General features: G+C 58.8%; 20 protein-coding genes and 2 pseudogenes. 6 read left to right on the forward strand and 16 right to left on the reverse strand.

Translation table 11 applies throughout. From position 1 onward, the window contains the following. A partial coding sequence (locus P9272_RS28435; protein ID WP_278163095.1) for a DUF4347 domain-containing protein occupies positions 1-1,232 on the reverse strand: 1,232 nt, incomplete at its 3' end. Positions 1,233-1,324: 92 nt separating this feature from the next. Next, positions 1,325-1,639 (reverse strand): hypothetical protein, encoded by a 315-nt coding sequence (locus P9272_RS28440; RefSeq protein ID WP_278163096.1) that lies wholly within the window; start codon positions 1,637-1,639, stop codon positions 1,325-1,327. A gap of 981 nt (positions 1,640-2,620) precedes the next feature. On the opposite strand from P9272_RS28440, the gene P9272_RS28445 reads away from it, so the two are divergent. Together P9272_RS28445 and P9272_RS28450 are read left to right on the forward strand one after the other, a co-directional pair. Then, positions 2,621-6,355: a glycosyltransferase gene (locus P9272_RS28445; protein WP_278163097.1), complete on the forward strand. Its 3,735-nt coding sequence runs from the start codon at positions 2,621-2,623 to the stop codon at positions 6,353-6,355. Positions 6,356-6,382: 27 nt separating this feature from the next. Then, a complete protein-coding gene (locus tag P9272_RS28450; RefSeq protein WP_278163098.1) occupies positions 6,383-7,522 on the forward strand; it encodes a glycosyltransferase in 1,140 nt (379 codons plus the stop codon). Positions 7,523-7,549: 27 nt separating this feature from the next. Here P9272_RS28450 and P9272_RS28455 read toward each other — a convergent pair whose 3' ends face one another. After that, positions 7,550-8,278 (reverse strand): glycosyltransferase family 25 protein, encoded by a 729-nt coding sequence (locus P9272_RS28455; protein WP_278163099.1) that lies wholly within the window; start codon positions 8,276-8,278, stop codon positions 7,550-7,552. Positions 8,279-8,457: 179 nt separating this feature from the next. Here P9272_RS28455 and P9272_RS28460 point away from each other — a divergent pair, with 179 nt between their 5' ends. Both P9272_RS28460 and P9272_RS28465 read left to right on the forward strand, forming a co-directional pair. Beyond that, the gene (locus P9272_RS28460; protein ID WP_278163100.1) at positions 8,458-9,282 is read left to right on the forward strand and encodes a hypothetical protein; all 825 of its coding nucleotides are present in this window, start codon (positions 8,458-8,460) and stop codon (positions 9,280-9,282) included. Between the two features lie 1,063 nt (positions 9,283-10,345). After that, positions 10,346-10,642, forward strand: a complete 297-nt coding sequence (locus P9272_RS28465; RefSeq protein WP_278163144.1) for a helix-turn-helix domain-containing protein — start codon at positions 10,346-10,348, stop codon at positions 10,640-10,642. Between the two features lie 31 nt (positions 10,643-10,673). Here P9272_RS28465 and P9272_RS28470 read toward each other — a convergent pair whose 3' ends face one another. The 11 genes and pseudogenes from P9272_RS28470 to P9272_RS28520 form a co-directional block, all read right to left on the reverse strand. After that, entirely contained in the window at positions 10,674-11,078 is a 405-nt protein-coding gene (locus P9272_RS28470; protein ID WP_278163149.1) for a hypothetical protein, read from the reverse strand. Continuing rightward, positions 11,061-11,129: pseudogene (locus P9272_RS28475) on the reverse strand (hypothetical protein); the annotation flags it as partial. The gene P9272_RS28470 and the pseudogene P9272_RS28475, both read right to left, overlap by 18 nt. Positions 11,130-11,191: 62 nt before the next feature. Continuing rightward, positions 11,192-11,803, reverse strand: a pseudogene (locus P9272_RS28480) (LytS/YhcK type 5TM receptor domain-containing protein); the annotation flags it as partial. Between the two features lie 632 nt (positions 11,804-12,435). Further along, on the reverse strand, positions 12,436-12,774 hold the full coding sequence (locus P9272_RS28485; protein WP_278163101.1) for a hypothetical protein: 339 nt from the start codon (positions 12,772-12,774) through the stop codon (positions 12,436-12,438). 18 nt (positions 12,775-12,792) lie between these two features. Continuing rightward, positions 12,793-13,353: an ATP-binding protein gene (locus P9272_RS28490; RefSeq protein ID WP_278163102.1), complete on the reverse strand. Its 561-nt coding sequence runs from the start codon at positions 13,351-13,353 to the stop codon at positions 12,793-12,795. Position 13,354: 1 nt separating this feature from the next. Continuing rightward, positions 13,355-15,721: a SpoIIE family protein phosphatase gene (locus P9272_RS28495; RefSeq protein ID WP_278163103.1), complete on the reverse strand. Its 2,367-nt coding sequence runs from the start codon at positions 15,719-15,721 to the stop codon at positions 13,355-13,357. Then, on the reverse strand, positions 15,718-16,830 hold the full coding sequence (locus P9272_RS28500; protein WP_278163145.1) for a class I SAM-dependent methyltransferase: 1,113 nt from the start codon (positions 16,828-16,830) through the stop codon (positions 15,718-15,720). The genes P9272_RS28495 and P9272_RS28500 overlap by 4 nt, the downstream gene beginning before the upstream one ends. A 62-nt stretch (positions 16,831-16,892) precedes the next feature. Next, complete coding sequence (locus P9272_RS28505; protein WP_278163104.1) at positions 16,893-17,414, reverse strand: ubiquinone biosynthesis methyltransferase UbiE; 522 nt, start codon at positions 17,412-17,414, stop codon at positions 16,893-16,895. A 112-nt stretch (positions 17,415-17,526) separates the two neighbouring features. Continuing rightward, entirely contained in the window at positions 17,527-19,218 is a 1,692-nt protein-coding gene (locus P9272_RS28510; RefSeq protein ID WP_278163146.1) for a bifunctional diguanylate cyclase/phosphodiesterase, read from the reverse strand. 347 nt (positions 19,219-19,565) lie between these two features. Beyond that, positions 19,566-20,216 carry an RNA ligase family protein gene (locus tag P9272_RS28515; RefSeq protein ID WP_278163105.1) on the reverse strand — a complete coding sequence of 217 codons (651 nt, stop codon included), beginning with the start codon at positions 20,214-20,216 and terminating at the stop codon, positions 19,566-19,568. Between the two features lie 614 nt (positions 20,217-20,830). Further along, positions 20,831-21,985 (reverse strand): helix-turn-helix domain-containing protein, encoded by a 1,155-nt coding sequence (locus tag P9272_RS28520; RefSeq protein WP_278163106.1) that lies wholly within the window; start codon positions 21,983-21,985, stop codon positions 20,831-20,833. A 206-nt stretch (positions 21,986-22,191) separates the two neighbouring features. Here P9272_RS28520 and P9272_RS28525 point away from each other — a divergent pair, with 206 nt between their 5' ends. Then, the gene (locus P9272_RS28525; RefSeq protein WP_278163107.1) at positions 22,192-22,494 is read left to right on the forward strand and encodes a hypothetical protein; all 303 of its coding nucleotides are present in this window, start codon (positions 22,192-22,194) and stop codon (positions 22,492-22,494) included. Between the two features lie 1,605 nt (positions 22,495-24,099). Here P9272_RS28525 and P9272_RS28530 read toward each other — a convergent pair. Both P9272_RS28530 and P9272_RS28535 read right to left on the reverse strand, forming a co-directional pair. Continuing rightward, entirely contained in the window at positions 24,100-24,909 is an 810-nt protein-coding gene (locus tag P9272_RS28530) for a thermonuclease family protein (protein ID WP_278163108.1), read from the reverse strand. 185 nt (positions 24,910-25,094) lie between these two features. Then, positions 25,095-25,742 carry a hypothetical protein gene (locus tag P9272_RS28535; RefSeq protein ID WP_278163109.1) on the reverse strand — a complete coding sequence of 216 codons (648 nt, stop codon included), beginning with the start codon at positions 25,740-25,742 and terminating at the stop codon, positions 25,095-25,097. Positions 25,743-25,837: 95 nt separating this feature from the next. Between P9272_RS28535 and P9272_RS28540 the strand changes: the two genes are divergently transcribed. Then, entirely contained in the window at positions 25,838-26,281 is a 444-nt protein-coding gene (locus P9272_RS28540) for an outer membrane beta-barrel protein (RefSeq protein WP_278163110.1), read from the forward strand. Positions 26,282-26,338: the final 57 nt, after the last annotated feature.

Genomic DNA, 26,338 nt, shown 5'->3' on the forward strand with positions numbered 1-26,338 from the left:
CCAGTCGAGCCTGTTGCTCCAGTTGCACCGGTATCACCCGTCGCGCCCGTGGCTCCGGTTGCGCCGGTTGCTCCAGTTGCGCCGGTCGCACCAGTGGCGCCGGTATCACCCGTTGCACCCGTGGCGCCGGTTGCTCCGGTCGAACCCGTTGCGCCGGTGGAGCCGGTTGCTCCAGTTGCGCCGGTATCACCCGTCGCGCCCGTGGCTCCAGTGGCGCCTGTCGAGCCCGTAGCGCCTGTCGCGCCGGTCGAGCCCGTCGCTCCAGTGGAACCCGTATCACCCGTCGCGCCGCTCGATCCGGTGGCACCTGTCGCGCCGGTTGCGCCTGTGGCTCCGGTTGCGCCGGTCGCGCCGGTCGCGCCGGCTGGACCAGTGGGGCCGACTTGGCCCTGGCCTGTGATGGTCAGAAGCCCGCCGTTGAACGTATCACCATTGTCGCCGTTGTTTCCTGCATCGGTCGTAAAAGAGTAAGTATCCGCACCAGCAGGTGAAAGCGTACCATATAGATTGAACCCACTGCTATAGATGGCATAAGTATGAGTAGTATCAGGCACCGTTATCGTTATGGCAAAGTTCGTAGCTACACCGTTTGCCGAAGAAGGAAGGACGAAACTTCCAACGACTGTGGCTGGGCTTGTCGTTGTGTCGATTAGATAGAAAGTGTTGATACTTTTGCTGCTGCCGGCGTCGATGGTGCCGGTTAGCGTGAGATCGCCAGAGGCGAGCACTGCCATATAATCGGCAATCCCGGTCGCCGTTATCGGCGGCAACGGCCCAAAGGATTCCCCGTGAACTGAAAGCTCCCAAGATCCTCCAAGGGAGGCTGCGCCTACCAGCGATACCGAGGCGCAAACGTCAGAGCCGACGGCTGCTTCCAAGGCTGCGATGAAAGCTTCGCCCGCACCCCCCGAGGCTGTGTTGCAGCTCCAAAGGCGCAAAGCGCCATCCGCGGCAAGCGCCCTGCCGATGTCGGCGAAATTGTCAGTCGCGTCATTCAAAGTTACGACCGACCATTCCCCTGAGGTGAAATTCACTCGCCCAGGCGCGCCATGCGCGATGATATGTACTGCGTTGAGGTTTCGGTGCCCGGCGAGAGCGGCGGCGATTTGGTGGGCAGCCGGCCGAAAGCCGTCAAGCATGATCGCCCTCACCTCGGGCCTCAAATTGCTAAGGACGGTCTCGACATCAGAAACTGAAGGATCCACAAACAGAATTTCAGATGCGCGGGCCATAACTGGCTCCTGTTGGCTTCGAATTCAATTCAGGGGGGAGCTGTCCACCGATCCGGCAGGCGAGCGTTTAGGCCAAAGAGTTCGGCCCGCGATCAGCGTCCAGACGGTCCGACGGCGCTGTCCGGCCGATAAGCGGCCGGATGTTCGACGCGCAGGGAGCTGGCGACTTGGAAATTCCCACCCTCATCAAACGTGCCGATCGCAAATGAGCGAGCGGTGCTGGGGACCTTGACTGTGAGGGATACAGCGAGGCTTTGCTTGACGGCCTTGGGAAGGATCACCTGGCCGACGATCGTGTTCTTGGCCGTGTCCAGAATGAAATAGGTCACATTTTCGGTGGTGTCGCCGATGGGCAGCACGCCGCGAATGCTCACTTCCGTTGCCGCAAAACCTGCTGTGTAGCTCATGACATCCTCCTCATCGGCCGCGGCTAAGCCGCCGCTTCCTGTTTCGTGCTTTGCTGTTTCAGTCGATGGCGAACGCCCCCGATCGAGCCTGATGGCTCGAGCTCGCGGATCTCAAAAATCGTTCAAGTCCGGGAAATGGTTTCGCTGCCCGCAACGCGCCGGCGGACGAGCGCTCGGCCGCTAGTCGTAGGCAGGTGAGAGCACCGACGGTTGAATTAATCGTGAGAACGTCGACGCGAGCAACCGCATCGGACCAGCCCCATTTGGCGGAGGGTATCACTCGAACCACTGCGGACTCCATCACGCGCGTCGCAATCTTTCGACTACGAATAGTGAGGGAACCGATCCGCTTGCGAGGGGATACTTAATTGGGAGACGCCAAGGAATGACAACGCCTTGATCAACCACGATGCTGCACCCTCACGCAGCAAAGCAGCTTTAACTCCCGGTTTCCAAGCTTCGCAGATGTTCGGGACCGACGGCATAGCCGCTCGGCCGCGATTACCCTCTCACTTGAACATTAGTAGATTCGAAAATTATAAACTTGTAAATACCTTGGTTAATAAATTATGAATTGCGCGAGAGCAGCAACAGCCGCCCGGTCAGCCCAGCCATGAAGCGCCAGGCCCAAATGTCGCGGGAAATCCGACCTTTGACTGAGCCCCTTCGTGGAGAAAAAAATGCGCAGGGTCCAAACATGACCCGCGACAGCTGGTCGGCCGTATCGAGTGGCTCGCCCGGAAATGGCCTTTTCCAAGAAGCGATGCCGTCGCACCCTGTCTCAAGGTGCCAAGCAGCGAGGTGTTCGGGAAAAATCGCTGCAGTGTTGTCGGGAAATCATTCGAACGACCGAAGCAGCAGCTCTTGCCCTTTCGCAAACATGGGGATGGTTGCGCACCGATATGAAGCGCTGTCTCATATGGCACCTCGAGACAGTTACCAAACCATCGCACAACGTTCTGTGGAGATCGCAGCCGGCGAATGAATACCGCAAAGCGCCTCTGCCTGAATATGATCGTCAAGAACGAGATGGCCAATCTTGGGCGCTGTCTCGGCGCGGTCGCCGATCACATTGACTGCTGGGTGATTGGCGACACCGGCTCGACCGATGGGACGCAGAATTTCATCCGAACGTTCTTTGACGCCCGCAATATACCCGGCGAGTTGCATGAGTTCCCGTTTCACAATTTCGAGCAGGCGCGTAACGCGGCCCTCGAGCATGCCTACGCCTCAAGCTTCGACTACGACTACTTGCTTTTCGACGACGCCGACATGGAGCTCGTCGTTGAGGATCACCGGTTTCGAGAACGGCTCGATGCGCCGGGCTATCGGGTCCTGCAAAGGTCGGAGTCCGGCCTTGCCTACTGGAACACGCGTCTGGTGAGCCGCACATCTGGAGCGCGCTACCACGGCGTGACCCACGAGTATGTCGACGTGCCCGGCGGCGTCGAGGAACTCGGGCGTGTCTGGTACAAGGACCATGCCACAGGTTCGAACCGTGTCGACAAGTTCGAGCGTGACATAAAGCTCCTATTGGCAGCTCTGGACGAGGATCCGGAAAACCATCGCTACTGGTTCTACCTGGCGCAATCCTACCGTGACGCCGGGCGGACAGCGGAGGCCGCGGTGGCGTATGCTAAACGCGCCGCGATGGGGGGCTGGGACGAAGAGGCATGGAACGCCCGTCTTCAGGAGGCTCGGTGCCTAAAAAAAATGGGCGACGATGCCGGTTTCATCCACCAGGCCTTGGCTGCGTTCAACGCTCGCCCGCAGCGCGCCGAGCCGCTCTACGATCTTGCCCACCATTATCGCGAGAAGGGCATGAACGATGCGAGCGTGCTGTTTTCGGAAGCCGGCCTGCCAACCAAGCGACCCGAGCAGGACATCCTGTTCATTGAGGACTTTGTCTACACCGCAGGACTGCGAGAGGAATATTCGATTGCCGCGAACTATGCCCGCGATCCGGCACGTAAGGACCGTGGTTTCGCAGCTTGCAATTGGCTTGCTCTCAATCGGGAAATCGGCGACGCCCCCAGGGATCTGGCGCGATCCAATCTGTATTTTTACATGCGCCCAGCCAACGCCATTATGCCGTCCTTCAAGGCACAGCGGATAGAATTTGCGGCGCCAAAGGGTTACGTGGCGACCAGCCCGTCGGTGGCGCGCCTGGAGGACGGAATCCTGGTGCTGCAGCCAACCGTCAACCCCACGCTGACCAATGCCGGCCAATATGCTACACCCGGCGGCGCGCCGATCACCACGCGCAACTTCCTGCTACGCCTAGACAGCGATCTCGCGATGACGGGCGCGAGCGAAGTGTTGCCGCCGACCGATCTGCCCGAGCCCGCCTACCATCTGGCGCTCGGCTTTGAGGACATGCGGCTGCTCGCCTGGCGGGACAAGCTTTGGGGACTTGCCTGCGTGCGCCAGCTTACGCCGGAAGGATGGTGCGAGCAGGTGCTGGCAAGAATCGAGGCCGGTGACCTCGGATCGAGTATCCTCACTGATTGGCGCGTCATCCGCCCCGCCGGACAACGGCGGCACGAGAAGAACTGGATGCCGCTCATCGAGCGCACTTCCGACGGCGGCGATCGACTACGTTTTGTCTATCGATACGACCCCACTAAGATACTGGACGAGAACGGCCGGACGGTTTCGGAGCATGAACCGATGATCGCGGCGGCACAGTTCAGCGGCGCTTCGCAGGGAATTTGGTTCGACGGCGGCTGGCTGGCGCTGATACACGAGGCGGGTGTCAGGCCAAACGAGAACCGGCGTCACCACCAGCACCGCTTCGTCTGGTTCGACGATGCCCACCGGCTGACTAAACTCTCCCGGCCCTTCTATTTCCATGACAAGGGATTGGAGCTCGCTGCCGGGCTAGCCTGGCATCCCGACGCCAAGCGGCTGATGATCTCTTATGGCGTGGGCGATGCCGACTCGTGGATTGCGACCGTGCAGGCTGACGAGGTCGCCGAGTTCCTCGACGATGCTGCAGGCCTGCCTTCGGGGCTGACCGTTGCCGACGCCGGCGACAAGCCGACGCTTCCTCTCACCCCGCATGGCGCAGAAGATGCCGACTGGATCAGATTTGGTAGCAGCAGCCGAGGCTATGGCGGCGACGCACCTGCCGAGCCGAGGTCTTTCGCCTCCCGTTCGGGCCGGACAGCGGAGGAGTTCTTCCGCAAGTTCGCCCCATTCCTGGAAGCGGTCGACTCGCCGGCGGAACGGTGCCGACAATCGCGGAATTTCGATCGGCGCATCCTACCGTTCCTCAACGATGGCGCCGCCCTGCCGCAGATCCACTGCTTCTACGAGGTGCTTTCCGACAAGGTCGACCACAGCACTCTGATCGCCGCCACCACCTCGATGATGGCGGCCGGGCACCCGGTGCGCGTGTGGAGTTATTCTCCGAAGAGATTGGAATTCCTGCTGCCGCACGGCATTGCGGTGAGCGCTGCCGACGATGTCATGCCACGTACCATGTTCGAGCGAATCGTCGCCAGTTCCGAGATCAGATACTTCAGCGACATCTTTCGCTATGCCGTGCTTTACGAGCATGGCGGGCTATGGATGGATTCCGACATCGTCATGCTGCGGCCGTTTCCGTTCAGCGGGGATCATTTCTTCAATCTGCAATGGCGTGGATCGCACAAGGGTCATTTTGTGTGTGGCAACGTTATCTACGCCAAGCCCTACAGCCGACACCTCAGGGCGCTTTATGAAATGTCTATCGAGCGCTTCCACGCGGTAGCGGGCAAGGAATTCGGTGACATCGGACCAAAGCTGCTGTCCGACTATATCGCCTCGGATGCGGGCTCCGAGTTGCACGGCCAGCTATTCAGCCCGATGTTCTTCAACTCGATCGACTGGACCGAGACGGACAGGTTTGAGAGGCCGATCACGGAACTGGCAGATTATTTGAACGACGATCGCGTTTTCGGAGTCCACCTTTGGACGGCGCGCAACGAAGCCAGGCCTAACGAAAAGAGCGCTGCTTTCATCGCGCAGCTAATCAGGCCGCTGGAGGGCTTTCCTGCCTTCACGACGCTTGCCGACAAGTTCAACACCGACAAGAACCGGCATACCGGTAACCGCCACTACTACGCCAGGATCTACGATCGCCTGCTGTCGAGCCGTCGGCTTTCCTTGCGGAGGCTAATGGAGATTGGGCTGTGTCGCGTGCTGGCGGACGGCCAGAGCGAGACCCCCTCAGTTTCGCTGTGGCAGAGCTATTTTCCTTTCTGTCAGGTGATCGGCATCGACTTGACGGATTTTTCGCGGCTGAACAACGAGAGATTCAAATCCTTCATCTGCGACCAGTCCAACGTGGAGAGTCTTCGTCGGGTTGCCGCGAAGCTCGAACGCGCCTCGTTCGACGCGATCATTGACGACGGCAGCCACGCGTCCTTCGACGAACAACTGACACTTCGCGAGTTCTTTCCGCTGCTTGCCGAGGATGGCTGGTATTTCATCGAAGACCTCGATTGGCAGCCGCCTGGAGAAGACCCCACCAGGATCACGCCGACAAAGACCTTGTTGCGGGAAATCAAGGAGTGCGGGATGGCGCGATCGGCCGATCCGCTCGGCGTCAGCACGCTTGCCGGACAGTTCGCCGAAATTCTGTTCTTCGATAGCCACTATGAGCTCGACCGGGCGCAATTGCTCGGCGGGCTTGTGGCCATCCGCAAGCGCGCAACTCTACGGGTGACATAGGGAACTTCGCACAGGTGGGAAAGCGTCGTGAAAGTCGCAGTCTATACCATCGCGTTGAACGAAGCCGCCAACGCGGAACGGTGGGCCAGTTCCGCCATTGACGCCGACTATCGGATAGTCGCCGACACCGGCAGCACTGACGACACCGTGGAACGGCTGACCGCTGCTGGCGTCACGGTGCATAAGATAGCAATCCGCCCCTGGCGCTTTGACGACGCCCGCAATGCCGCCATGGCGCTCCTGCCCGATGACGTCGACGTGTGCTGCACAATGGACATGGATCGGTTCCTTGAAGCCGGGTGGCGACAGAAGCTCGAGGCTGCCTGGACCCCCGAGACCTCCGCCCTCTATTGCCAGACCATATACAGATCGAGCGTCGAGGACCCGACGCCGCTTCGAGGGTGGTCGACGAAGAATTTTCACCACCGATGGGGATATCGCTTCAAACGACCGGTCCACGAGGCGCTCGTCTTCACCGGAGAGAAGGAGGTCACGGCGAACAGCAGCGACATCGTGATGTACGAGGTACAGGATCTATCCAAGCCGACGCGCAGCAACTACCTGCCGCTGATGCAAGTTGCGCACGATGAGGATCCTCACGACGCGCAGATCTGTTTCTGGCTCGGACGGGATTTGATGTGGGCTGGCCAACAAGAGCGGGCCATCGAATTGCTCGAACGCTACCTTGCCCTGCCGACAAGCAGATGGCACGAAGAACGAGCCGAAGCCATGCGTTATATCGCCCGCATGCAACCGGAGCAAAGATTAGCCTGGCTCGATAAGGCCAGGATGGAAGCGCCGCATCGACGTGAGATCTGGCTTGATCTCGCCGAGGAGTTTCACGGCAAGGCCGAGTGGCTCAATCTGTTCTGGGCCTGCAGCAACGGCCTCGAGAAGACGCGACGCACCGGAAGCTACCTCGATGACGCGAGTTGCTGGGGTTTTCGGCTCTACGATCTCGGGGCTATCGCATCATGGCACCTGAATGCGATGGACCGGGCAGTAGAGTGGGGGCAGAAGGCGCTGCAACTAGACCCCGGCAACCATCGACTTAAGAATAACCTCGATTTCTTCATCGGGCGACGCTTAGAAGATCGAGAAGGCCACCTCAATCCGTCACTCGGTCAAGAGAACGGGACAAACGCATCGCGAACCAGAATGAGCTAATTTGTGGAAGATTGTCGCCTGGTCACCTTACGTATTGATGCGCACCGATTGTTCGGGCTGTTCGTTACTGATCACAAGGGGTGGAAGGCAGACATAGGCCTTCAGAGAAGGCATGACTCCATTCATTAGACAGTCAATTCCCGTGTTGCTTAATCGAAGGCCAAATCCGGCAAAATCCACGATCATGGGGCGTATCGGCAGGCACCAGTCGAGCAATGACTGCGCCCCGCGAGGGGAAACAGAGTAACAAACGAGGCCCAGAAGATGGCGCGCGCGAAGAAGGCGGGGTTCAGTATGTGCTTCCTGGAAGATTTGGATGTTACTCATCACATCACCGGAGAAAAATTCGAGCCTTGCTCCGGTTCCTCCTGGAAGTGCGTCCAGCCAAGCATAGCATCGCAAACTTGCGCTCCACAGGATAAAGTCCCAATCGGCTTTCACGGAGCCGACAAGCGAGCGCATTTCATCTTCAAAATGGCGCGAAAAAATCGCGTCGTCTTCTGCGATGGTGATAGCCTGATCCCGTTGCACTGCCTCTTTCCACAACCGGACGTGAGACACAGCGCAGCCCAGGCTGCCAGCCGTGTATTCCAAATCCTCGGAAACGATTTTTTCCTCGACAAGCCGACAGCGATCCAATCCGCGCCCATCCGCACCGGCAAATCTCTCCACATTGTTCAGATGAGCGTTCATTGAGCGAAATTTTGCCAGTCGATCCAGGCTGCGATCGAGATTGATCACGTGCACACTATCCATGATCGCCAGCTCGCCCCTGCCTCTTGAATATCCTAGATGCTATTCCAGTTTCGGTTTGTCCGATATCGAGAATTACAGTGTTAAGGCGAGATTTTGTTCGGTTGCTTGGCTTGGTGGCCGGCAGTTTGGCTATAGGAGCCTCCACCTCTGAAGACGCTTTTTGGGAGGCCTCCTACGCCATGGCCGCAAACGGGCTTCATGACAATCGGTCTGCTTCTCTCCTCACCGCCCCGATCGAACTGGCCGGCGACTGGGGACACATGCTCGCCCACGCTGTCGACCAGGTCCTCGATCACATGCGTCATGCCTGCCTTGACGGCATCCGTCTTCTTTCCGACCGTCAGCCGGGGAGGCTTCGCGTCGACGAGCACACTTCAGGCCAGCCTGCCATCTGGCTTCATCCGGACGGCAGCGACATGGCATGGATCATTGTCGACATCGGCGAACGCGACTGGTCAAAGCTCGCCTATCAGTTCGGGCATGAGGTCGGTCATGTGTTTGCAAACAGTTGGCAGGCCGACGCCAAGCCGGCGCCCCCATGCCAATGGTTGGAGGAAGCGATCGTGGAGGCCTTCTCGCTGCGTGGCCTAGAGCACCTGGCGAAGGGTTGGAAACAAGACCCGCCGTTCGCCGGCGATAACGCCTTCGGCGATGCCATTGCCGAATACCGCCGGAACATAGTCAAAGGCTATGAGGCGCTTGCCGACACGCAGGGCCTCAGCCGCGATCCTGCAGTTTGGTTTGCCGAGCACCGCAGCCAGATCGAAATTCCAGGGCTCAATCCATTCGCACAAGCGATGTCCTTGACCATTCTAACAGAATACGAGCAGGCTCCAGGATCCGTCGAGGCAATTGGCGCACTCAATCGCTGGCCTGGCCGGAGCGGCATTCCAGTCGCCCAATATCTCCAACGATGGAAAGACAGCTGTGCCGAGTTGCATGCGTCACCTCACCTGCCGCTCCGCTTAGGCGAGCTTTTGGGAATACCGCCCGGTGCCAAGTGATGACCATGCCGGGACTGTTAACCAATCTTCGGCATCGGATTTGGCTGCCTTGGCCATGGAAGACTGCCGCCCGGCGAACCGAACCGCCTGATTTTATCCCGAGCGTGAACTAGCCGGCACCGTCCAGCACTGTGGCAGCACGAAACACCCGGTACAGCTCTCACCGCCGGCTCTGCCCTGTAGACGCCGGCAAGCTATCCGGCGAATGAGGATGCAGATGCGCATCAAAGATAGCGAGCTTAAGCCCATATGTGAGGCGGGTTTGCGTGTTGCAGGCCTCGCAGATGAAGACCTTAGCGCTCTTGATCCACGATCCTTTTCGGACCGCCGCAGTTTCACACTTGGGACAATGGAAAGTCAGATCAGCCTCGAAAAGTTCGCGTGAAAGTGTCATCTTGCGCCTCCGCCGCTGGCAGCGGAGCAAAATCCATGCCGAGCTTGCCGTTTCAGAGTGATACGCATCATCCGTTTTCACATGGCGCAAGCATCCGTGATCGCTGATAAAGTTTGTTTAGCCGGTGTCCTGCTTTAACAGGCCCGCGCCGGTTGGGCCCGGCTCGTAGCCCTACCCCGCTGCTGGCCGGGCACTCCGCGCCCACGATTTCAGACGAAATGGCTTCTCTTTCCAAAGGTACTGCACATGCCGGGCCGTAGCGGGGGCCGCCGGCTGGCTGATCAGCGTCTATACGAACTTGACCGGCAATCCGGCGCATAAACAATCCAAGCCCGGACGAGCTGCCACGCGCGGACGAGCTGCCACGCGAGGAACGTAGCCCTTAACACTTGTAGGTGTGGCGCATGTCGTCGTGTGCACATGCCGGAGCAGGCAGCCCTGATCCGGGGCGACTCGCTTCACCAAACTTCCTCCCTTTGAAGGATGAATGTCGACCGCACTTCACACTAGTTTGCCTTAGGGATCGGCATTCTCGAGCTGGCCCTTCCGGCACTCGTCGCTGACTGCGGATGTACCAGCGGCGACGAGAGCAGGCGCTCGACACCCCCGGTGGCAGCGCTCCCACCCCCAAGATGGGGCATCAAATTGTTCAGTTGGAAGGGCGACCTTGTGATTACACCTCAACAAATCCGCACCGCACGCACTATGCTTGGGTGGACTCAAAAGCAACTGGCACGGGCAGCCGAGCTTTCAGAGATGGCTGTTAAGAACATAGAGCGCGGTGCCACGGCCGATCCGCGTCCCGCCACAGTTTCTGCGCTTCGGCAAGCCCTGGAAGCAGGTGGTGTGGAGTTTTTAGGACAGACAACTCGAGTTGGGCAAGGCGTGAGGCTTCGCGCTGCTCAAACCCTCATTGCTCCCAAAAATCTTTCAGTGACGCATGACGCAACGTCTCCTCGCCCTTGAGGTATTTGACCCGGGCCGCCCAGGCCGGGCTTCAGCAATTCGGCCTTTTGCTTCTTGAGGTTTCGGGGTCGCGTCCCCAGACGTGATGTAGCTCGGCGGTAGCGAAGCCGCTCGCGAGCGCGCCCTCAGCAGCGCCGTAGCGAGCGAGCGGCATAGCGGTGGTCATCGATGTTCTTCCGCTAGGGTCGGTTTGCTGACACCAACCTGATTCGAAGGAACCACCGATGACCGACGACATGATGAACCTGCGCGCGCTCGTGGAGAAGACCCCGATGCCGATCTCCTGCGCGAGATGATCGGCTTTGCCGCCGAGCGGCTGATGGAGCTGGAGGTTGGTGCCTTTGAGCTGCGCGTTTTTCTTCTGCTCGGTGATGTCGCGATTGTAGGTGATGACGCCGACGATCTTGCCGGTCTCGTCACGGAAGGGAGCCTTCAAGGTGTAGAGCCAGCCCTGGCTGCCGTCCGGGAATCGCGCGGGCTGATCAATGCGCGATGTCTGCCCCGTCTCAACGCGCCTTTTTCATCTTGCCTGAAACGCTCGGCCACATCCTTCGGGTAGAAATCGAAATCCGTCTTGCCGATCAGGTCCTCGGCCGAGGCGGCGCGCATCATTTCGGCGGTGGCCGGGTTTGCAACGACAAAGCGGCCGGCGGCGTCCTTCACGTTGAGGCAATCCGGCAGCTCGCGGACCATGGCGCGGTATATCATGTTGGACGTTGCGAGATCGCGACGCCGCTGCTGGCGGTCGAGCAGCACGCCGATGATGAAGGTGCCGATGAACCGGAACACCAGGGACGGAAGCGTGCTCTGCAGAACGAAGCCCGCAAGGACCTGCTGAGGGATGACCACAAGCGTGATCAGCCCAGCAAGCGCCACCGTCACACCAAGGCCGAGTATGTCGAGCATGGTACGCGAGCGGACCGCGACGACATGGTGCCAAGCCAGCCCGACGACGGCCGTGATCAGGATGCTCATGATGCCTACACTCGCGCCCTGCCCGCCAAGAAAGGCGCGGTAGGCGATGGAAGCGGCGGTCGCGACGAACATTGCCGCCCATCCGCCGAAGAAGGCAGCAGCGCCAATGAATGCGGCCCGCAGGTCGACGACGAAGCCCGAGACGGACAAAGCCGTCGCCATGGAGATGATCGAGCCGGCGCACATGACCACGCCGAGAAGCAGCGACTGTACCAGCCGCGGGAGACGTCCGGTATAATCCGCCACAAGGTCCCAGGCGACGACCAGGATGGAGACGAGAGCCAGATTGGCGAGGAGTGAGTGCCAGATTTCGGTGATGACGTTCCTGCTCCTTTGCTCCGAAAATATCGGCAAAACCTATCCGAGGTCTAAAAAGCAGCCTGCAGGCTCGGGTCCTTGGCACCCGAGCGGGCGGTCCATGCAGCCGGTCGGCAGGGCATCTGGTTGCCGCGGGCGCCTCGATCATCAAGGCGAAGACTGCTCTTCTCTGGCCGATAACGTGAGCGGTGACCAATCGACTTAAGGATGCTGGCAGCCGTTCGAAAGTCTCTCACACAGGAACCGGCTGGCCACAGATGGCGGGCTATGGGGTTTGTGCTCGTGGTGTCCCAGGGCCAATCGCGAACAACGGGTCGAGCCGCTGCTGCGAAGGAAGGCAGCCAGAACGTTCGACGCATTCTCCCAAGCTCTCGATGACATCTGCCATCTGTTCGAGCCAGCTGAATGCAGGAACTTCTTCAAGGTTACCCGATTATGAGGCCGATTAATGGTCACGCGCTTTAGGTGAGGATTGAAAAGATGACGCTCCGACGAGCCGGTTAGTTCATCAAAAGCACCAGAGCGGGATGCAGCTTCTTGAGATTTGGCAATGATTTCGATTGCCAGGGTATGTCGGGCGTTCCGCGTACGACGAGACGAACCTCGGGATGCTTGCGCACCTCGATGGTAAATTTCGCCAGCAGATTGATGCCGGAAGAGTTAAGAAAATGAAGGTCCTTCAAATTGAGCGTAATAACTGAAGGGTTTGAGGCAAGGACACTGTTCGCCAAAGCCATGACAGGCGCGCCCGCCTCTGAACTGGCAAGCCGCATTGCACCGTCGAAAAAAATATCGCTTCCTTCAATCCACACCCGGTAGTCGTCCGTCTTGATTTCCATTGCTTGGCTTCGTTTCATCTAGTTGTGCGTTTGCGCTATCGGAATGGAGGCATACGTCTCCAGGTAAATCCGATCGCTTTCATCGGCGGGGCTGAATATCCAGGCCAGGCGTGCGCCATAGTCGCTCATCAACGTCAGCAATCCCAGTCCGGAGCGCGCCACGTCAGGATTCGCTGCATTCGCTTCAATTCGCTGTATCAGCAGGTCTTTGGGGTCGCCAACCGTGATGTCCGCCAGGAGACTTTGGAACTCAGACGCGTTCTCATTATCGACGTCATTCGAAACCTTGAGCTTGAAGCACTCCGAATCCATCGACGCCTCGATCACGATCTCACCCGGTGCGCGAAACTTGACCGCATTTTCGATGAGCTCGTTGACTACATATCCGATGCTATGTCGCACTTCCATGTAGTCATTGCGGGACGACTGAAAGCGCAACGCGAACAGATCGGCAATGAAGTCCGAGGTCGTGGCACAATGGCGCCAACTCAAGTCGAGAGGTCCGTCGAACAGCCGCAGGCGACTGACACTCTCCTTCATCCCGATTGCAATGTCAGGGGTACCGAACAGCGCTGTCATCCTATGTATGCCTTATGATCACGAGGGTGATGTCGTCGTGGATCTTCTGGATACCGATATGGGCCATCAGATCATCGATGATCCCGGTCTTGATGTCCTCGGCGCTGCTGCCGTGATGTCTTTGCACGCTCTGGCAGAGGCGCTCGAACCCGAATAGTCTCTTGTCTTCATCTTCCGCCTCGGTCACGCCGTCGGTGTGCAGCACGATCACGTCACCGCTCCCGAACGCGATTTCACGCGTGTCAATGAACTGCGAGATGTCATTCTCCAGACCAACCGGAAGACCCAGATCAAGCGTATCTATGCGTTCGACTTCCCCGCCAGCGCGCATAACCAGAACATCCTCATGCTGGCCGGATAACGTTACCCGTTCATCCTCAAAGTCAAGAAAGGCCAGCGAGAGATGCTTGCCGGTGTTCGTGCGCTCGATGTTCTTGTAGATTGCTCTGTTCAGCCGATCGAGAAACTGGTGCGGATTCCCTTCGTTGGTCTCCTGCAGCGCGCGTGCAACCGATTGGACCATCAGCATCAGCACGCCGCTCTCGAGACCGTGACCTGTTACGTCGCCGATGCCGATCTTGATCCGTGATCCGTTCTGCAGAACGTCGTAGTAGTCGCCACCCACCTCGTCAGCCGGCCGCATATAGGCGGCGATCTCAAGCCCCGGAATCGCTTCGAGTTCGAACGGTTTCGGCAGAACCATCATCTGGATGTGCCTGGCAACCGCGAGTTCGGCGCCGAGCCGGATGTTCTCGTCCCGCAGCTTTTCGTTGAGCGCAGAAATCTCCTGATTTGCGTCACCGAGCTCCCTGGTTCGTTCATCGACGAGTTGCTCGAGGTTTTCTGTGTGAAAGCTGATCTGCTCGGCCATTCGATTGAAGGCGACGCCTACCGCTCCAACCTCGTCACGCGTTGGAATACTCACGCGGACGGAATAGTCTTTGGACTGGAGCCTCTGGGCGGCGCCTGCAAGCGCCCTTAGGCCGGCTGTGATCCGCTTCGAGATCCCGAGCACTGCCGCAAAAACAATCAGAAGCGAAACGACGATGGCTCCGATCTGAAAGAGCAGGATGCGATTGGTTGCGCGGGAGATACTCTTCTGCGCGGCGAACAGAGACGCATAGATCTCGCGTTCGGGAACGACGATACCGACCGACATCGCTTCGGACTTGATCGGTCCCGAGCTCCACAGGTTGGTCGGCTTCAATCGCTTGAGCACGACTATGTAGGGTACGCGTTCGCCCTTGTTGTCGAGCATGATATGCTGAATGACACCGTCATTGTTCTGGTCGAGTGGCAGCGACGCGATAGCCGGCTGCGTACTTCCCCGCAGCGACCTCTCGAGGCCGGTGACGCCCTGCGTGCCCGCATCATTGGATGAAGTCAGGCCGATGATCGCCTGGCCCGATGGATTGATTGCCACCACATTGCCGGTCGACATGGTGAGGAAGCCGAACCCGGTTTCCGCGATCTTCACGCGCTCGACGACTTCCGCGAGCTGATCGAGAGTGATGTCCGCACCCGCTACGCCGGCGATGCCGGTGCGATCGCGCGTCCACAGCGGGTGGAAAAAGCTGACGATCAGCTTTCCCGTGATCGCATCGGTGTAAGGCGCTGTTTGAGTGATGTCGTCGGCGACCGGACGTAAGGTCGGATCTCTGGCCCATTGCTGCCATGACCCATAGATCCCCGGAAAGAAGAACTCCCAGAACTCCGCCTTGTTGTGGCCCGGATAGAGTCGGTCGAAGGTCTGCGCCTGGTCCGTGTAGGGTACCGTCCTGAAGATCGGCCGTTCCTTTGGGCCAATATAGTACATCTGCAATTTTGGCGATCCGCTGGCCATGAGGGTCGGCGCGACGAGATCGATCACGGTACTGTCTTCTATTTCCCGCTGAACGCCGGGGAGCGGAGTGTGGTCGGCGCCCAGCAGGTAGCCCCAGACGCTTATCACCGAAGGTGCGCCCGGCAGGTTCTGCGCCCAATCGCCCTTTGCGTCATAGACGACCTTCACCGAGCCTGGTGCTTGGTGCGAAAGGGTTGCTCCGACCTGTTGCTGCCTGCTCGGATCGTTGATCTGTGCCTGCAAAACGCCGGCCAGCGCCTTCACGTCGCCATGAACTCGATCGAGCAGGAGGTCGACACTTAACGCTGTCGAGTCGGCATACGAGCGGATGTATTCCTGGTTTGCGGTGGTCAGACCCTCACCGACTTCCGATGTGGCGTCGCGCGACAGCTTTTGGACATTCCAAAGCGCCAGACCACCGCTCAGCAAGAGGTCGAACAGTACCGCGCCGCCGACGACCAACACGAATTTCGCTCGAAACGAGCGCAGGCCGAAGCGTGGTGTAGGCTGATCGTCGGCTTTCATTGTGGCCGTCGCCCCGATGCGACCCAGATCGGCCAACCCGCGTAGCCCTTGGGGTGCAGCGCAGCGAAAATGTGATCCTGAAACCCCTGCCGGAACCGTGCAACGAACTCCGGCCCATCGCCGCGTCTGGTGGCCATATCGCCCGCGTAGACATCCGCCCAGGCCACAATGACATCGGCGAAGTCCTGCGGATCTCCGTCCATGTTTGTGACCATGAAGGTCTCGACACGTATGTCTTCGAATCCGGCTTCAATCAGGTACCGCCGACTCTTGGGCCCAAGCTCGACGTCCATCTCGAAATGCGCGAACAGCTTCGCCACTTCGTTGTATGTCCAACGAATGCTTTCTGCGCGCGGCTCGCCGAGGCAATGGGAATTCTTCTCGTTGGTGATGTAGACCCGCCCGCCTGGTTTGCATATGCGGTAGAGTTCCTTGAGGATGAGTTCCGGTCGATTGAAGATTTGAAGCGAATGTCGGCAGGTGACCAAGTCGAACTGCGCTTCGTCGAGAAGCATTTCCGACGCATCGCCATAAGTATATTCGATGCCCCGGATATCGAACTCCCGCATCACTCGCCGGGCGTAGTCCAGGCTTGATATGGAATGGTCGAGGGCGACGATCCGCGATGGCTGGAACTCTTTCTGCACGAGCACGGCGAAATCGCCGATCCCGCAACAGATATCGGCCATGGCGATCCCCGGCCTCATGCCGTGTCGCGGCAAGATTGTTCGCTCGTGGCGCCAGGTCATCTTTGTCTGTGTGCGCAGGATTGGAACGAACCCACCTTCCTCGAGGAAACCCTGCCCTGGATAGAACTCGCTGTCATACTCCTCGACCGTGATGTTCGGTTCGATCCCGCTTAAGCGACCGAATTTTCGTGAGGTCCATCCGACGACGCTTGACGTGACGACGACAAATTTGAGATCGGGTAGAGCGCGACAGGCGTCAATGATGATCCTTGAAAAGGCATGGAAAGCAGCGTTGTTCATCTGCGTCAGGCGTCTGACATTAATATAGAGAACGCCGCGTACACGACCGATCGCATCGCGTAGCAATGCCAGGCTGGGCCCAAGCTCATCGATCGCCTGCGGCCGGACCACCCCAGACATGGAGAACTCCTGGTTGTTCGCGTCGTATTGCGCCTTGAAGCGCGGGAGAAGGTTGTAAGGGGTCAATGCTGCAGGCCCTCAAGTGGAAGATCGACGACAAGCTTGATCGCATCACTTTCGGCTTCTTCGACCCTGAGTGTCGCGTTGTAGTCGACAGCCAGTTCCAGGAGTACGACCTCCCGGCTTGGCGCCAGATCTCCAGATACGGAATTGAGATATCGCTCCTTCGCCTCAACGCCGGCGACTTGCGACACGGCCTCCTGATAGAACTGGCGTTCCTCCGGCACGCAAGGGATTGTCAGCTCGATTCTATCCGTCGCGCCGTGGCGGGACACCCTGCATGCCAGTTCGCCGTCGGCGTGGCGCGTACGGAAAGCGACCTCCAGCAATTCGTTGAAGGCAGAGGAAAACAGATTCGAATGCCGGACCGAGTCTGATCTGTTTTGACTGATCATCCACGCCATGTATGTGGAGACATAGTCGCAGTGTTTCCAAGCGGAGACAAAAGTCTTGATCTCCACGTCGATCTGGATCATGGGTTCAAAAGTCGGCTCGCCAGCCGGTTCGTTACGAACAGATCCCATCAGCATCCTCCTGACCTCCGAGACGGAAATTTGACCGCCTCGTGATGAGTTTCCGCATTGCGCGGTGTCCAGCTCGATCGTTTTTTTTCCACCCTCCACAAACAGTGCAGGGCTAGAGCGCCCGATTTGATTCCTCCATCGCTCTCCTCCCCTTCGACGGCGACCGCCTGATGAAATCGCCGGTTGCGTCGGCTCCGAGCGGCCGTCCCAGGAAATTACCTTGCAGACAATCGCAATTCTCCTCGACCAGCCACCGTGCCTGTGCCGACGTCTCGACCCCTTCGGCGGTGACGCTTATACCCAGGCCGTGTGCCAGATTGATGATCGATTGCACGATCGTTTGGCTCTTGAGGTCGGTTTCCAAGTCCATGATGAAGTATTGATCTATCTTCACGGTGTCGAATGGAAAATTCTTAAGGTAGCTCAAAGATGAGTAGTACGTCCCAAAATCGTCAAGAGATATTCTTATTCCCAAGACGTTCAAAGTATTTAATGTGTCGATATTATCAATTGTTTTTTCAAGAAGAACCGTTTCGGTTATCTCAAGTTCAAGTCTTTCGGCTCTAATTCCAACTGCGTCAATGATCTGAGCGACAGTATCTGTCAACGAACCGCTCAGAAACTGAGCCGGAGACAGGTTGACTGCGACTGTCAGCGAGGAAGGCCACGTCAATGCCTGACGACAGGCTTGCTCGAGCACCCATCGTCCAATCTCGTCCATCAGACCGTCGGCTTCGGCGATCGGAATGAACACACCGGGCGGGATGATGCCGATCTCGGGGTGTCGCCAACGCAGCAGTGCTTCAAATCCGATCACCGATGAGGGAGGCCGGATGAGCGGCTGATACTCAATATAGAGCTCGCCCCGCTCCAGCGCGGTTCGAAGGCTGCGCCTGAGATTCTCGCGTTGCTCGAGCAAGAGCAGCATCGGGCGATTGAACGTTCGGGCGCAGCCGCGTCCGTCGGTCTTCGCTGCATAAAGAGCGATGTCGGCGGCTTTCATCAACTGCTCGCCGTCGGTCCCGTGCTCTGGCCCGAAAGCAATTCCGATGCTTGAACCGACGAACACGGGAATGCCGTTGATGACGAACGGGTCCTTGAAGGCGTTGACCAGGGATCCGGCGAGGCGCTCGGCTTCCATGGGCTGCTCCTTGCCCAATTGGATGACAGCGAACTCGTCGCCGGCATAACGGTATGCAGATTCGCCATCCTGCAGCGCGTCGCGGATTCGACTGGCCGCGAGCTGCAGAAGCGTGTCGCCCGCCCCATGGCCGAGCGTGTCGTTGACCGACTTGAAATCGTCAAGGTCGATTTGGAGCAAGGCGGCTTTCGGCGTGGGGCCGCCGATTGCCGCCAGCGCTTCCTGTAGTCGCTCTCCGAATCGCCGTCGGTTCTGCAGTCCCGTCAGCACGTCGTGGGTCGCCTGATGGAGCAGAATTACATGCTCCTGCTCTTCCGCTGTGCTGCGCCCTCCCCGCCCCTGTGATTCGATGATTCCGACACCATCTGCGGTGCCGAAGACGAAAGCGGACCTTGGCGCTTCGCCCGATAATCGCGGCAATTCGATGCTTGCCGCAGAGCCGCCCTGAAATACCCGCAGAAATTCGTCGCGGCACCTGGTATCCAGGAAGCTTGGGTAGATCTCCCAAATGGCGGCGCCTGGCACCACCGCGCCTCCGTACAGGCCTTTGAGCCTGGCGGCGTAGTGGGTTAGCCGAAAGTCGCGATCATAGAGCGACAAAAGTTCAGTCGTATTCGCCAACAGGTCAGCGAGAAGCGCTTCGCCAGCACGTGAAACATCGATCGAGGAAGGCTTCTCATTCTCTGTGCCGACGCCTGATGCCTCTGGGCGCAAAAGCCACCTCCATAGGCGGTGTAAATTAGCGTCCCCGTCCCCAGATTAGAAATAGCATAAGTAACAAGCTTGGCAACTTTCAACTCGGCGGTTTAACAAACGCCGCGTGCGCCACATCGCAAAATTCATGGTCCACTGCTATTGGCGGCACGTTATCCACATGCCGAAGGCCTAAACTCATTAACAAAACGTAAATTAGTGAATGATTAAATAGCGCCGCACCGGATTCGAACTATTGGGCCCACGGGGAGCAGCGTTCGCTGTGCGGGGCTGTCCTGGCAATTCAAGGACGGCTTTCAAGAATATTCGGTCTTCAGCCATGTTTTCGACAGTCCGCTCCTGTAGGGGCTGTCGGAATGCTTCGAGATAAGACCGCCAGGCCCCATCTTCTCGATGACGCCAAAGTTCGTCAGCGCACCGCGCTCAAAATGCTCGCTGTATTGGATCTTGCCGAAGCCAGGTTCGACCAGTTGCCGCAGAGCGTGCTTGCGCTGCAACAAAGGTAAGGGGGTAAGATTGCGACCATCGAGATGAAGGATATCGAACGCGACGAACACAAGTCCGCTCGGCTCATTCCAGACCGCGACTTCCAACGCTGCGGGATCGGGCGTGCCGCGCTCACCTGACACAATCACCTCACCGTCGAGAATGGCAGCCCGGCATGGCAGGTCGACCGCCAGCGCGATGGGCCAGTATTTTGTCGTCCAGTCACGGCCATTCTTGCTGTAGAGCCGCACGCCGCACTTATCGATGATGATCTGGGTCCGGTAGCCATCGAGCTTGGCCTCGTGGACCCACCCGTCATCTTCTGGCGGCTGCTCGACAAAAGTTGGCATTTGAGGCGGAATGAACTCCAGCCGTTCGCCGTCCACCTTGTCACGCTTACCCAACAACGCCACCATCTTTGACGGATAGCGGTGGCGCGAGCGGCACAGGCGATCCGGCATCCCCCAATTTGGACACCTGCCACCTGTGCCGAGCCCCCACTAAGCCATTCTGCGACGGATTGAACACCAGCCGGCCGCCCCCCGGCCATTGGCACGCTTACTCAACTACGCCACCACGTTTGACGGATAGCGGCGGCGCGAGCGGCACGGGAATCCGATGTCCCCAACCTGGACACCTGCCGCCTATGCCGAGCCATCGAGCCCCCACGAAGCCATCTTTCGGCGCAATGAACACCAGCCAGCCGCCCCCCCGCCTCGGCACGCTAATTCGATTACGCCACCACCTTTGACGGATAGCGGCGGCGCGGTCGGCACAGGCGGTGCGATATTCCCCCCAACTTGGAAACCTGCCGCCTGTGCCGAGCCCCCCGCTAAAGTCATCGCGAACATCTACGAATAACGTCGCGTTGTCGTTAGCTGCGCATCCAAATTCTTATCCGGGCGTACATATCTCGATATCGGGGCGGCATCTCTCGCCCAGGGCTATTGCCATTTGGTTGCCGACAGCCCACGCAGTCTCTTGCCGTGAGGGGGATTGCCGCTCGGCATCCAGCAGAACCCCACGAGGCATTCTGATGGAATGTCGCCGATCTCAAGCAGCGCCGCGCTTGTGCTCAGCTTCCAAGCGCCTTGAGCCATCCTTCAAAAGAGGAGGCCTTCTCATGCTCGCCAAGCGAAACAAAGTGGGCGGGGCGCGGCAACACTGTCGTCCTGCGCCCTTCGCGAGGGCTATAACCGAACTCCTTGCTGAACGCTCGGCTGAAATTTGCTGCTGAACTGAAGCCGAAGGCTTCCGCAATTTGAACGATGCGCCGGCTGTCCGCCGGATCGCTGAGCGCAACATGGGCAGCCATAAGTCGGCGACTTTGAATGTAATGGAGCACTCCACCGCTCGGCTCGAACAACTGATAGAGACGAGATCGGGAAACCCCGAGCGCCCGACACATTGAATCCGGCGTCAAACGAGCCGCGTCCAGGTTGTTTTGGACGTATCGACGCGCCCGTTCCATTAGCGCGACACTCGCCAGTTGTTCGGCCGCAGCCGCGTTTTCTGCCAGAGGCGCGAGGCACGCAATGATCATGCTGCGTGTGGCGTTTACGATGCGGGGCAGGTCGTCCGCGGTGAGACTGCGCAGTCTTGTTACGATGCTGTCAATGTAGTCGATCAAAAGGTTAGCAAAGTTGCCGGAAAGAATTGAATTGTTGTTCCGATCGAGGGTTGCCGCCGCATCGGCAAACAAATCCCGCGGCAAATAGAGAATGAGACTTTCCGAATCCGTTGTCCTGCCGCGAAACGGGTAGCCCAGCGACCTGATCTCAAGTTTACCCGGTTGTCCCTCCGCAACGCGGCGATCGACCTCCGTCCATGACCGGCCATTATGTGGCAAGACGACATACCAGTGATCGATCGAGCTGGAGCGAAGTTTTGCGGCGGAACGGACATAACTGTGCGCCGGCGTCCGCTGTTCAACGATCAGCATTCCACCAAGATTCCAGGCCGTGTGGACGGCCGGGAAGCCATCGTCCAGCGATTTGTTATCCGGCAACCTGAGCTCGACAAGCGGTGCCACATGCGCCTGCCAAGCGGGAAATTGGTCCTTCGGCGCCAGGTCAAGCGTTGAAAAGGACAGTGGCACCAGCGCCGGCGCCGTTGGCGGAGCCGCGCTGTCAGATTGAACGTCGCGGGGCCAACGACGTCGCTCGCGCTCCGGCGACTGCCTAATATGCGCCTCGTCCTGCTTGTTAGCGTCCATCGCGCGTGGTGCCATATCCGATTCCGGTATGCCCATGCCCCCCGCAATCATGTGGTGTATTCCAGGTATCTGGCAAGCCTGTCGGCCGGATCGTCGATCACGCTGAGTTACAATAAGAAATGCATCCCGAGACAAGTTTCTGGATGCGGGGCTAACGACAGAATTCAGAGTGGTGCCTATAGATTCCGACATCGTGAAAGCGACGTTGAGGAGACCACGAAATGAACGAGAAGATCAAAGGAGAAGCTCGCCGCAAGATAATTCTTGATGGATACGTCAATAACGAACCATTGAAAGAAATTGCGGAAAAACTTGGGTGCTCACTGGCGAGCTTGAAAGTCAGCGCCAGCAAGCTTGGCTGCACTCGAACTCCAAAGGAGGCGGCTGAATTTCGGCGCGGCTTTGGTATACCGGAAAGTAAACGGCAAGACTATTACCAGCTGATGACAGTTGGGCAATATAGGTCTCGCGAGTGCGCGCAGATTTTGGGATTATTGACAACGCAATCGCCGAGTAGGGAGTAACTTCTAGAAAGCTGTAAACGGCATCGCTCAAGCCTCAGTGATACCAGCCCGCCGCAAAGCACGGGCGGCACTCCCCTGAAAGGTTCGATCACATGCTGCGTCAGCGTTTCAACGGCACCTGTCTTAGCCCTCTTGATCTGGCTGTTTGCGAACGACTGTTTAATCAAGTCTGCGCGGATGAACCCCTCGATCCCCGAAAGCTGAAATTTTGGCAGAGATGGTTGTGACCGTCTTTCGCAATGCTCGCACCAACGAGCGCGAACTGTTGGAAGCGATCAGACCTCAGCGGCAAAAGATCACGGGACCCGGCCAATAGCGCGCGTCTGCCGGCTGGCCGCAGATGTCATCCTCGACATGATAGAGCTCTGCGAAGCGCCGGAGTGTTCTATCGTGGACCGCACGTCTAAGGTGAAGCACGGCCAGGAAATCGAGCAGATTGGAGATGTGACTTAGGTGGACGGAGGAAGCCGGCAAGGTCACAGTCAACCTGGGGATCTCAGTGACGGTAAACGCCGAGACGCTCAGGCTGGTGATGAGCCAGGCGCCGCAAAGCGGCAGACGCCCCTGATGGACAAGGCGACGTGACGAAGCTTTTGGAGCTCGGTCCATTCGAACCTCATCCCAACGGCAAGATCTGCGCGCACGAAAGTGAGTATTTCTACCGCCCCCCGGTGCTGCCAGATGGTGGGTGAGCGGGACGCGCGGCAGGTGGTCTGGCACGCTTTCTTCGAGCACGCGCGTTTGAAAATCAAATGGGGACGCGCCTCAAATGCCATAATCACAGCCAGGCGACCGGAAAGTGTGCAGGGACCAAGAATGCTGGTAACCGACGGCCGGGGTTGGGGGCGGGCGCGAGCTGTCGGTTACCGAGCGCGGGAGGCCATCGAATCAAAGAATGCTTCGGCCCTGCATCGGATTGTGCCACCACTCGATGCCGACGGGAACTCATGTTGTCTCGTTTCGAACCGAAAAAGCTGGCACCACCTTGCCTGAAGATGTTGCCGGTACCTTCCCGGGCCGGCAGCTCGTCGGGCTTGAGCCAGTTGTTGGGGGCTTGCCCGACGAGTTTCAGCGAGCCTGTGGGTATGCATCAAAGGCAGACGATGGTCCGCCTTCCTCGTCAGAACAAGTTAGCCATCTATCTTCTTGGCCATGGCGCAGAAATCGGCATGCGCCTTGTTGAGCGTGGTATCGCCGCAGTGTTTCAACACCGCGGTTCGCAGATCGGTTACCGGAGTCAGGGCGCTCACGGCATCATTATGCCTCTAGTGATCGCTGTGATGGCAGCAGTTGGCGGTTTCCGGAGCGACGGGTTTCAAGGAGCCTGCGTACCGAGATGCCGGAGGTTGCAACCTGTTTGCGTGACCTAGAAGCCGACCATGCTGCCGGCCGCGGACCACAAATTGCGGCGTGCCGGAAGCTTGTGCTTTGCGCGGGACGTTCAACTTGCCCGGGCCTCCAAGGTTCAACGGGATCAGGCATCTGTACGCTGCCTCGAAGCGTCCTTTCCTCGCCAGACGCAGCCAAGTCGCGGTCGAGCACTTCCTCGATGTGGAGCACGTCGACACTGGAGGGTGATCTTGCTGGCGGCCGTGAGGGACCTTCTTAGAGCTTGAATTTCCGCCAACCTGCCGCTACGGCTTCGGCTTCCGAGCAGAACCACCTCTCGCCCTTGGCTAGGTTGATGACGGTGACGCCGTAATATTTTTGGCCCGGCACGTGATAAATCCGCTCGCCTTCCGCCGAAATGTTGCCCTTGATGTTGCAGCCGGCGTTGCCGCTGCCGAGCGCGAAGGTTGGTGCCGACGGTGCCTGCACGTGGTTGTGCTGTGCCCGCCAATCCCAGGGCGCCTGGAAGTTGCCCACCCATAGGCCGAGCTTTGCCGCCTGCGCCCTGGCCTGTGGCGCTGCATAGGCGCCGTTGCTGTATTTCGGCCAGTCCAGCGCTTGCCCCTGCCCGACCATCCAGGCGGCCACGTCAGCCCCGTCGGCGCGCGTGCAGTTGCCGACAAAGCGCCCATAGCGGTCCCATGCCACGAATGCGCATTGCACCGGCCTGGAGGCCGCCAGGAATTTGTCCAGAGCTTCGGCGGAGCGGCGGCCGCAGGGATATTCGAAGCCTTTCGCGTCGTCGCAATATTGCCGGCTCTCCGGCGCGTCGATGCCGTTGAAGCGCACACGCCGCCCGTGGATCTCGATCGTGTCGCCGTCGATCACAGAGGCGACGCCGGCGATCGTCGCCGCCGGCCTCGGCTTGATGATGTTTTGCAGGCTGACTTCCGGCAGCGGACCGCTGTTGTGCATGAGGAATTGCGTGACCAGGGCGGAAACCGCGGCGACCGTCACGAGCACGAGACGCAGCGGGAATCTCGCCCTCGGCCCGTCCTGAAAACGCCTTGCGCCAGCGCGTCTCATTTGAGGTTCAACAGTTTTTTGAGGAACTCCCAGAAGCTGACCGTTGTTGTAAGCCGCTCGTTTGGGATTGGAAATCCAGCCCAGGCCTCGCGGCGCCTTCAGGCCAAGCTGCTGCCTCACCATCCGCTTGACGGAGGTCCGAGCTGCTAGGCTGCGCTTGATGCCTGGTTTGCGGACGCCAAACTTCATGGCCCCGAAGCGACCGTTTGCGAAAGCGAATTGGTGTTGTTTGCATCGCCGGACGCAAGCGTCATCGTATCGTAATTGTTCAAATAGTCGGCAGCACAGCCCGACAACAGCACCGCACTCGCTGCGGCAAAATACGATCGTAAATCCACAGAGGTATCCCCCGACACCGGCTGGCATAATGCTTCATTTGCATTTTGTTGTCGAATCCGAGTTTGGCGGCTTGCCATTGGCGCCAGGCTAAGCAACTTTGGCAGCGGGTTTGTTTTTTTGGGGGGCACTATGAAGCGGTTTTCTTTGACCATCGCTGCTTTCGTTTGCATTGCTGGCTGCGCGACGCCACCGGACAAAATAGCAGGCGTGCCGAATGCTGGCCCTGCACGCAAGCCGACAAAGAGCGCACGGCGACTCTGACAAACCAGCAGAACAAGGCAGCGAACGGCGACGCACTTGGCGTCTTCCTCATCGGCGTGCCGGTGGCGTCGATGTCCGCCGCGACCACGAGACTGAAATCGCGGTGCTGAAAGGGCGCTGCGGGCCGCCGAAGACCTGACATTGCGGGTCACAGTCAGCGCAAGAGTCCATCCATATCGATCCAGTGACCAGCGCGCAGAACGGCGCCGTTTGTGATCTTTTCGCAACAGCAATCCCGCGCCCTATGGCAGAATGCGACTCAACGTAAGATTGTCTGCGGGGAAGACATGAAATTTGCTTCTGCTTTGCCCTTGCCTTCTGCGGCCCGGTGATCGCAGCCGACATCCTGGAACCGGGTGCGACAACCGAATGGACCTGGCAAGGGTTCTATGCTGGGGCGTTCGGTGCTGGCACCCTTGAGCACTCCAAGATCCGTGAGCCCAATATCGGCGCAGATATGACCCACAACGTGGGTTCGCCAACGATCGGCGGTTTCGCCGGCTACAATTTCCAATCGGGCAACATCGTCTATGGCGTCGAAGGCGAACTCGCCTATCGGTTCAAGAAAGGCCACTTCCACGACGTGCCCGGCCCAGGTAATGTTGATGAATCTCTCTGCCTGTTCGGCTCGGTCAAAGGGCGAGTCGGCATGGAGATGGGCGGGATCCTCCCCTACCTGACGGCGGGTGTCACCGCGTCACAGTTGAAGGCCAATGCGATCGGCTATGCGGAACGGAACGGCAGTGGGCGGGATTGTCGGCGCCGCCGTTGACGTCCCCCTTACCCACGACGTGTTCCTTCGTGGCGAGTAAGATTTCTCGTTCTTTGG

This window comes from Mesorhizobium sp. WSM4976 (assembly GCF_029625685.1).
GTDB lineage: Bacteria > Pseudomonadota > Alphaproteobacteria > Rhizobiales > Rhizobiaceae > Mesorhizobium.

Excerpts from the sequence above, each read along its gene's own strand:
- P9272_RS28485 (WP_278163101.1), bottom strand. The coding sequence starts at position 12,774 with ATGGAAATCAAGACGGACGACTACCGGGTGTGGATTGAAGGAAGCGAT.
- P9272_RS28490 (WP_278163102.1), bottom strand. The coding sequence starts at position 13,353 with ATGACAGCGCTGTTCGGTACCCCTGACATTGCAATCGGGATGAAGGAG.
- P9272_RS28520 (WP_278163106.1), bottom strand. The coding sequence starts at position 21,985 with ATGGCACCACGCGCGATGGACGCTAACAAGCAGGACGAGGCGCATATT.
- P9272_RS28500 (WP_278163145.1), bottom strand. The coding sequence starts at position 16,830 with ATGTCTGGGGTGGTCCGGCCGCAGGCGATCGATGAGCTTGGGCCCAGC.
- P9272_RS28505 (WP_278163104.1), bottom strand. The coding sequence starts at position 17,414 with ATGGGATCTGTTCGTAACGAACCGGCTGGCGAGCCGACTTTTGAACCC.
- P9272_RS28525 (WP_278163107.1), top strand. The coding sequence starts at position 22,192 with ATGAACGAGAAGATCAAAGGAGAAGCTCGCCGCAAGATAATTCTTGAT.
- P9272_RS28460 (WP_278163100.1), top strand. The coding sequence starts at position 8,458 with ATGGCCGCAAACGGGCTTCATGACAATCGGTCTGCTTCTCTCCTCACC.
- P9272_RS28515 (WP_278163105.1), bottom strand. The coding sequence starts at position 20,216 with ATGCCGGATCGCCTGTGCCGCTCGCGCCACCGCTATCCGTCAAAGATG.
- P9272_RS28445 (WP_278163097.1), top strand. The coding sequence starts at position 2,621 with ATGAATACCGCAAAGCGCCTCTGCCTGAATATGATCGTCAAGAACGAG.
- P9272_RS28495 (WP_278163103.1), bottom strand. The coding sequence starts at position 15,721 with ATGAAAGCCGACGATCAGCCTACACCACGCTTCGGCCTGCGCTCGTTT.
- P9272_RS28440 (WP_278163096.1), bottom strand. The coding sequence starts at position 1,639 with ATGAGCTACACAGCAGGTTTTGCGGCAACGGAAGTGAGCATTCGCGGC.
- P9272_RS28530 (WP_278163108.1), bottom strand. The coding sequence starts at position 24,909 with ATGAGACGCGCTGGCGCAAGGCGTTTTCAGGACGGGCCGAGGGCGAGA.
- P9272_RS28455 (WP_278163099.1), bottom strand. The coding sequence starts at position 8,278 with ATGGATAGTGTGCACGTGATCAATCTCGATCGCAGCCTGGATCGACTG.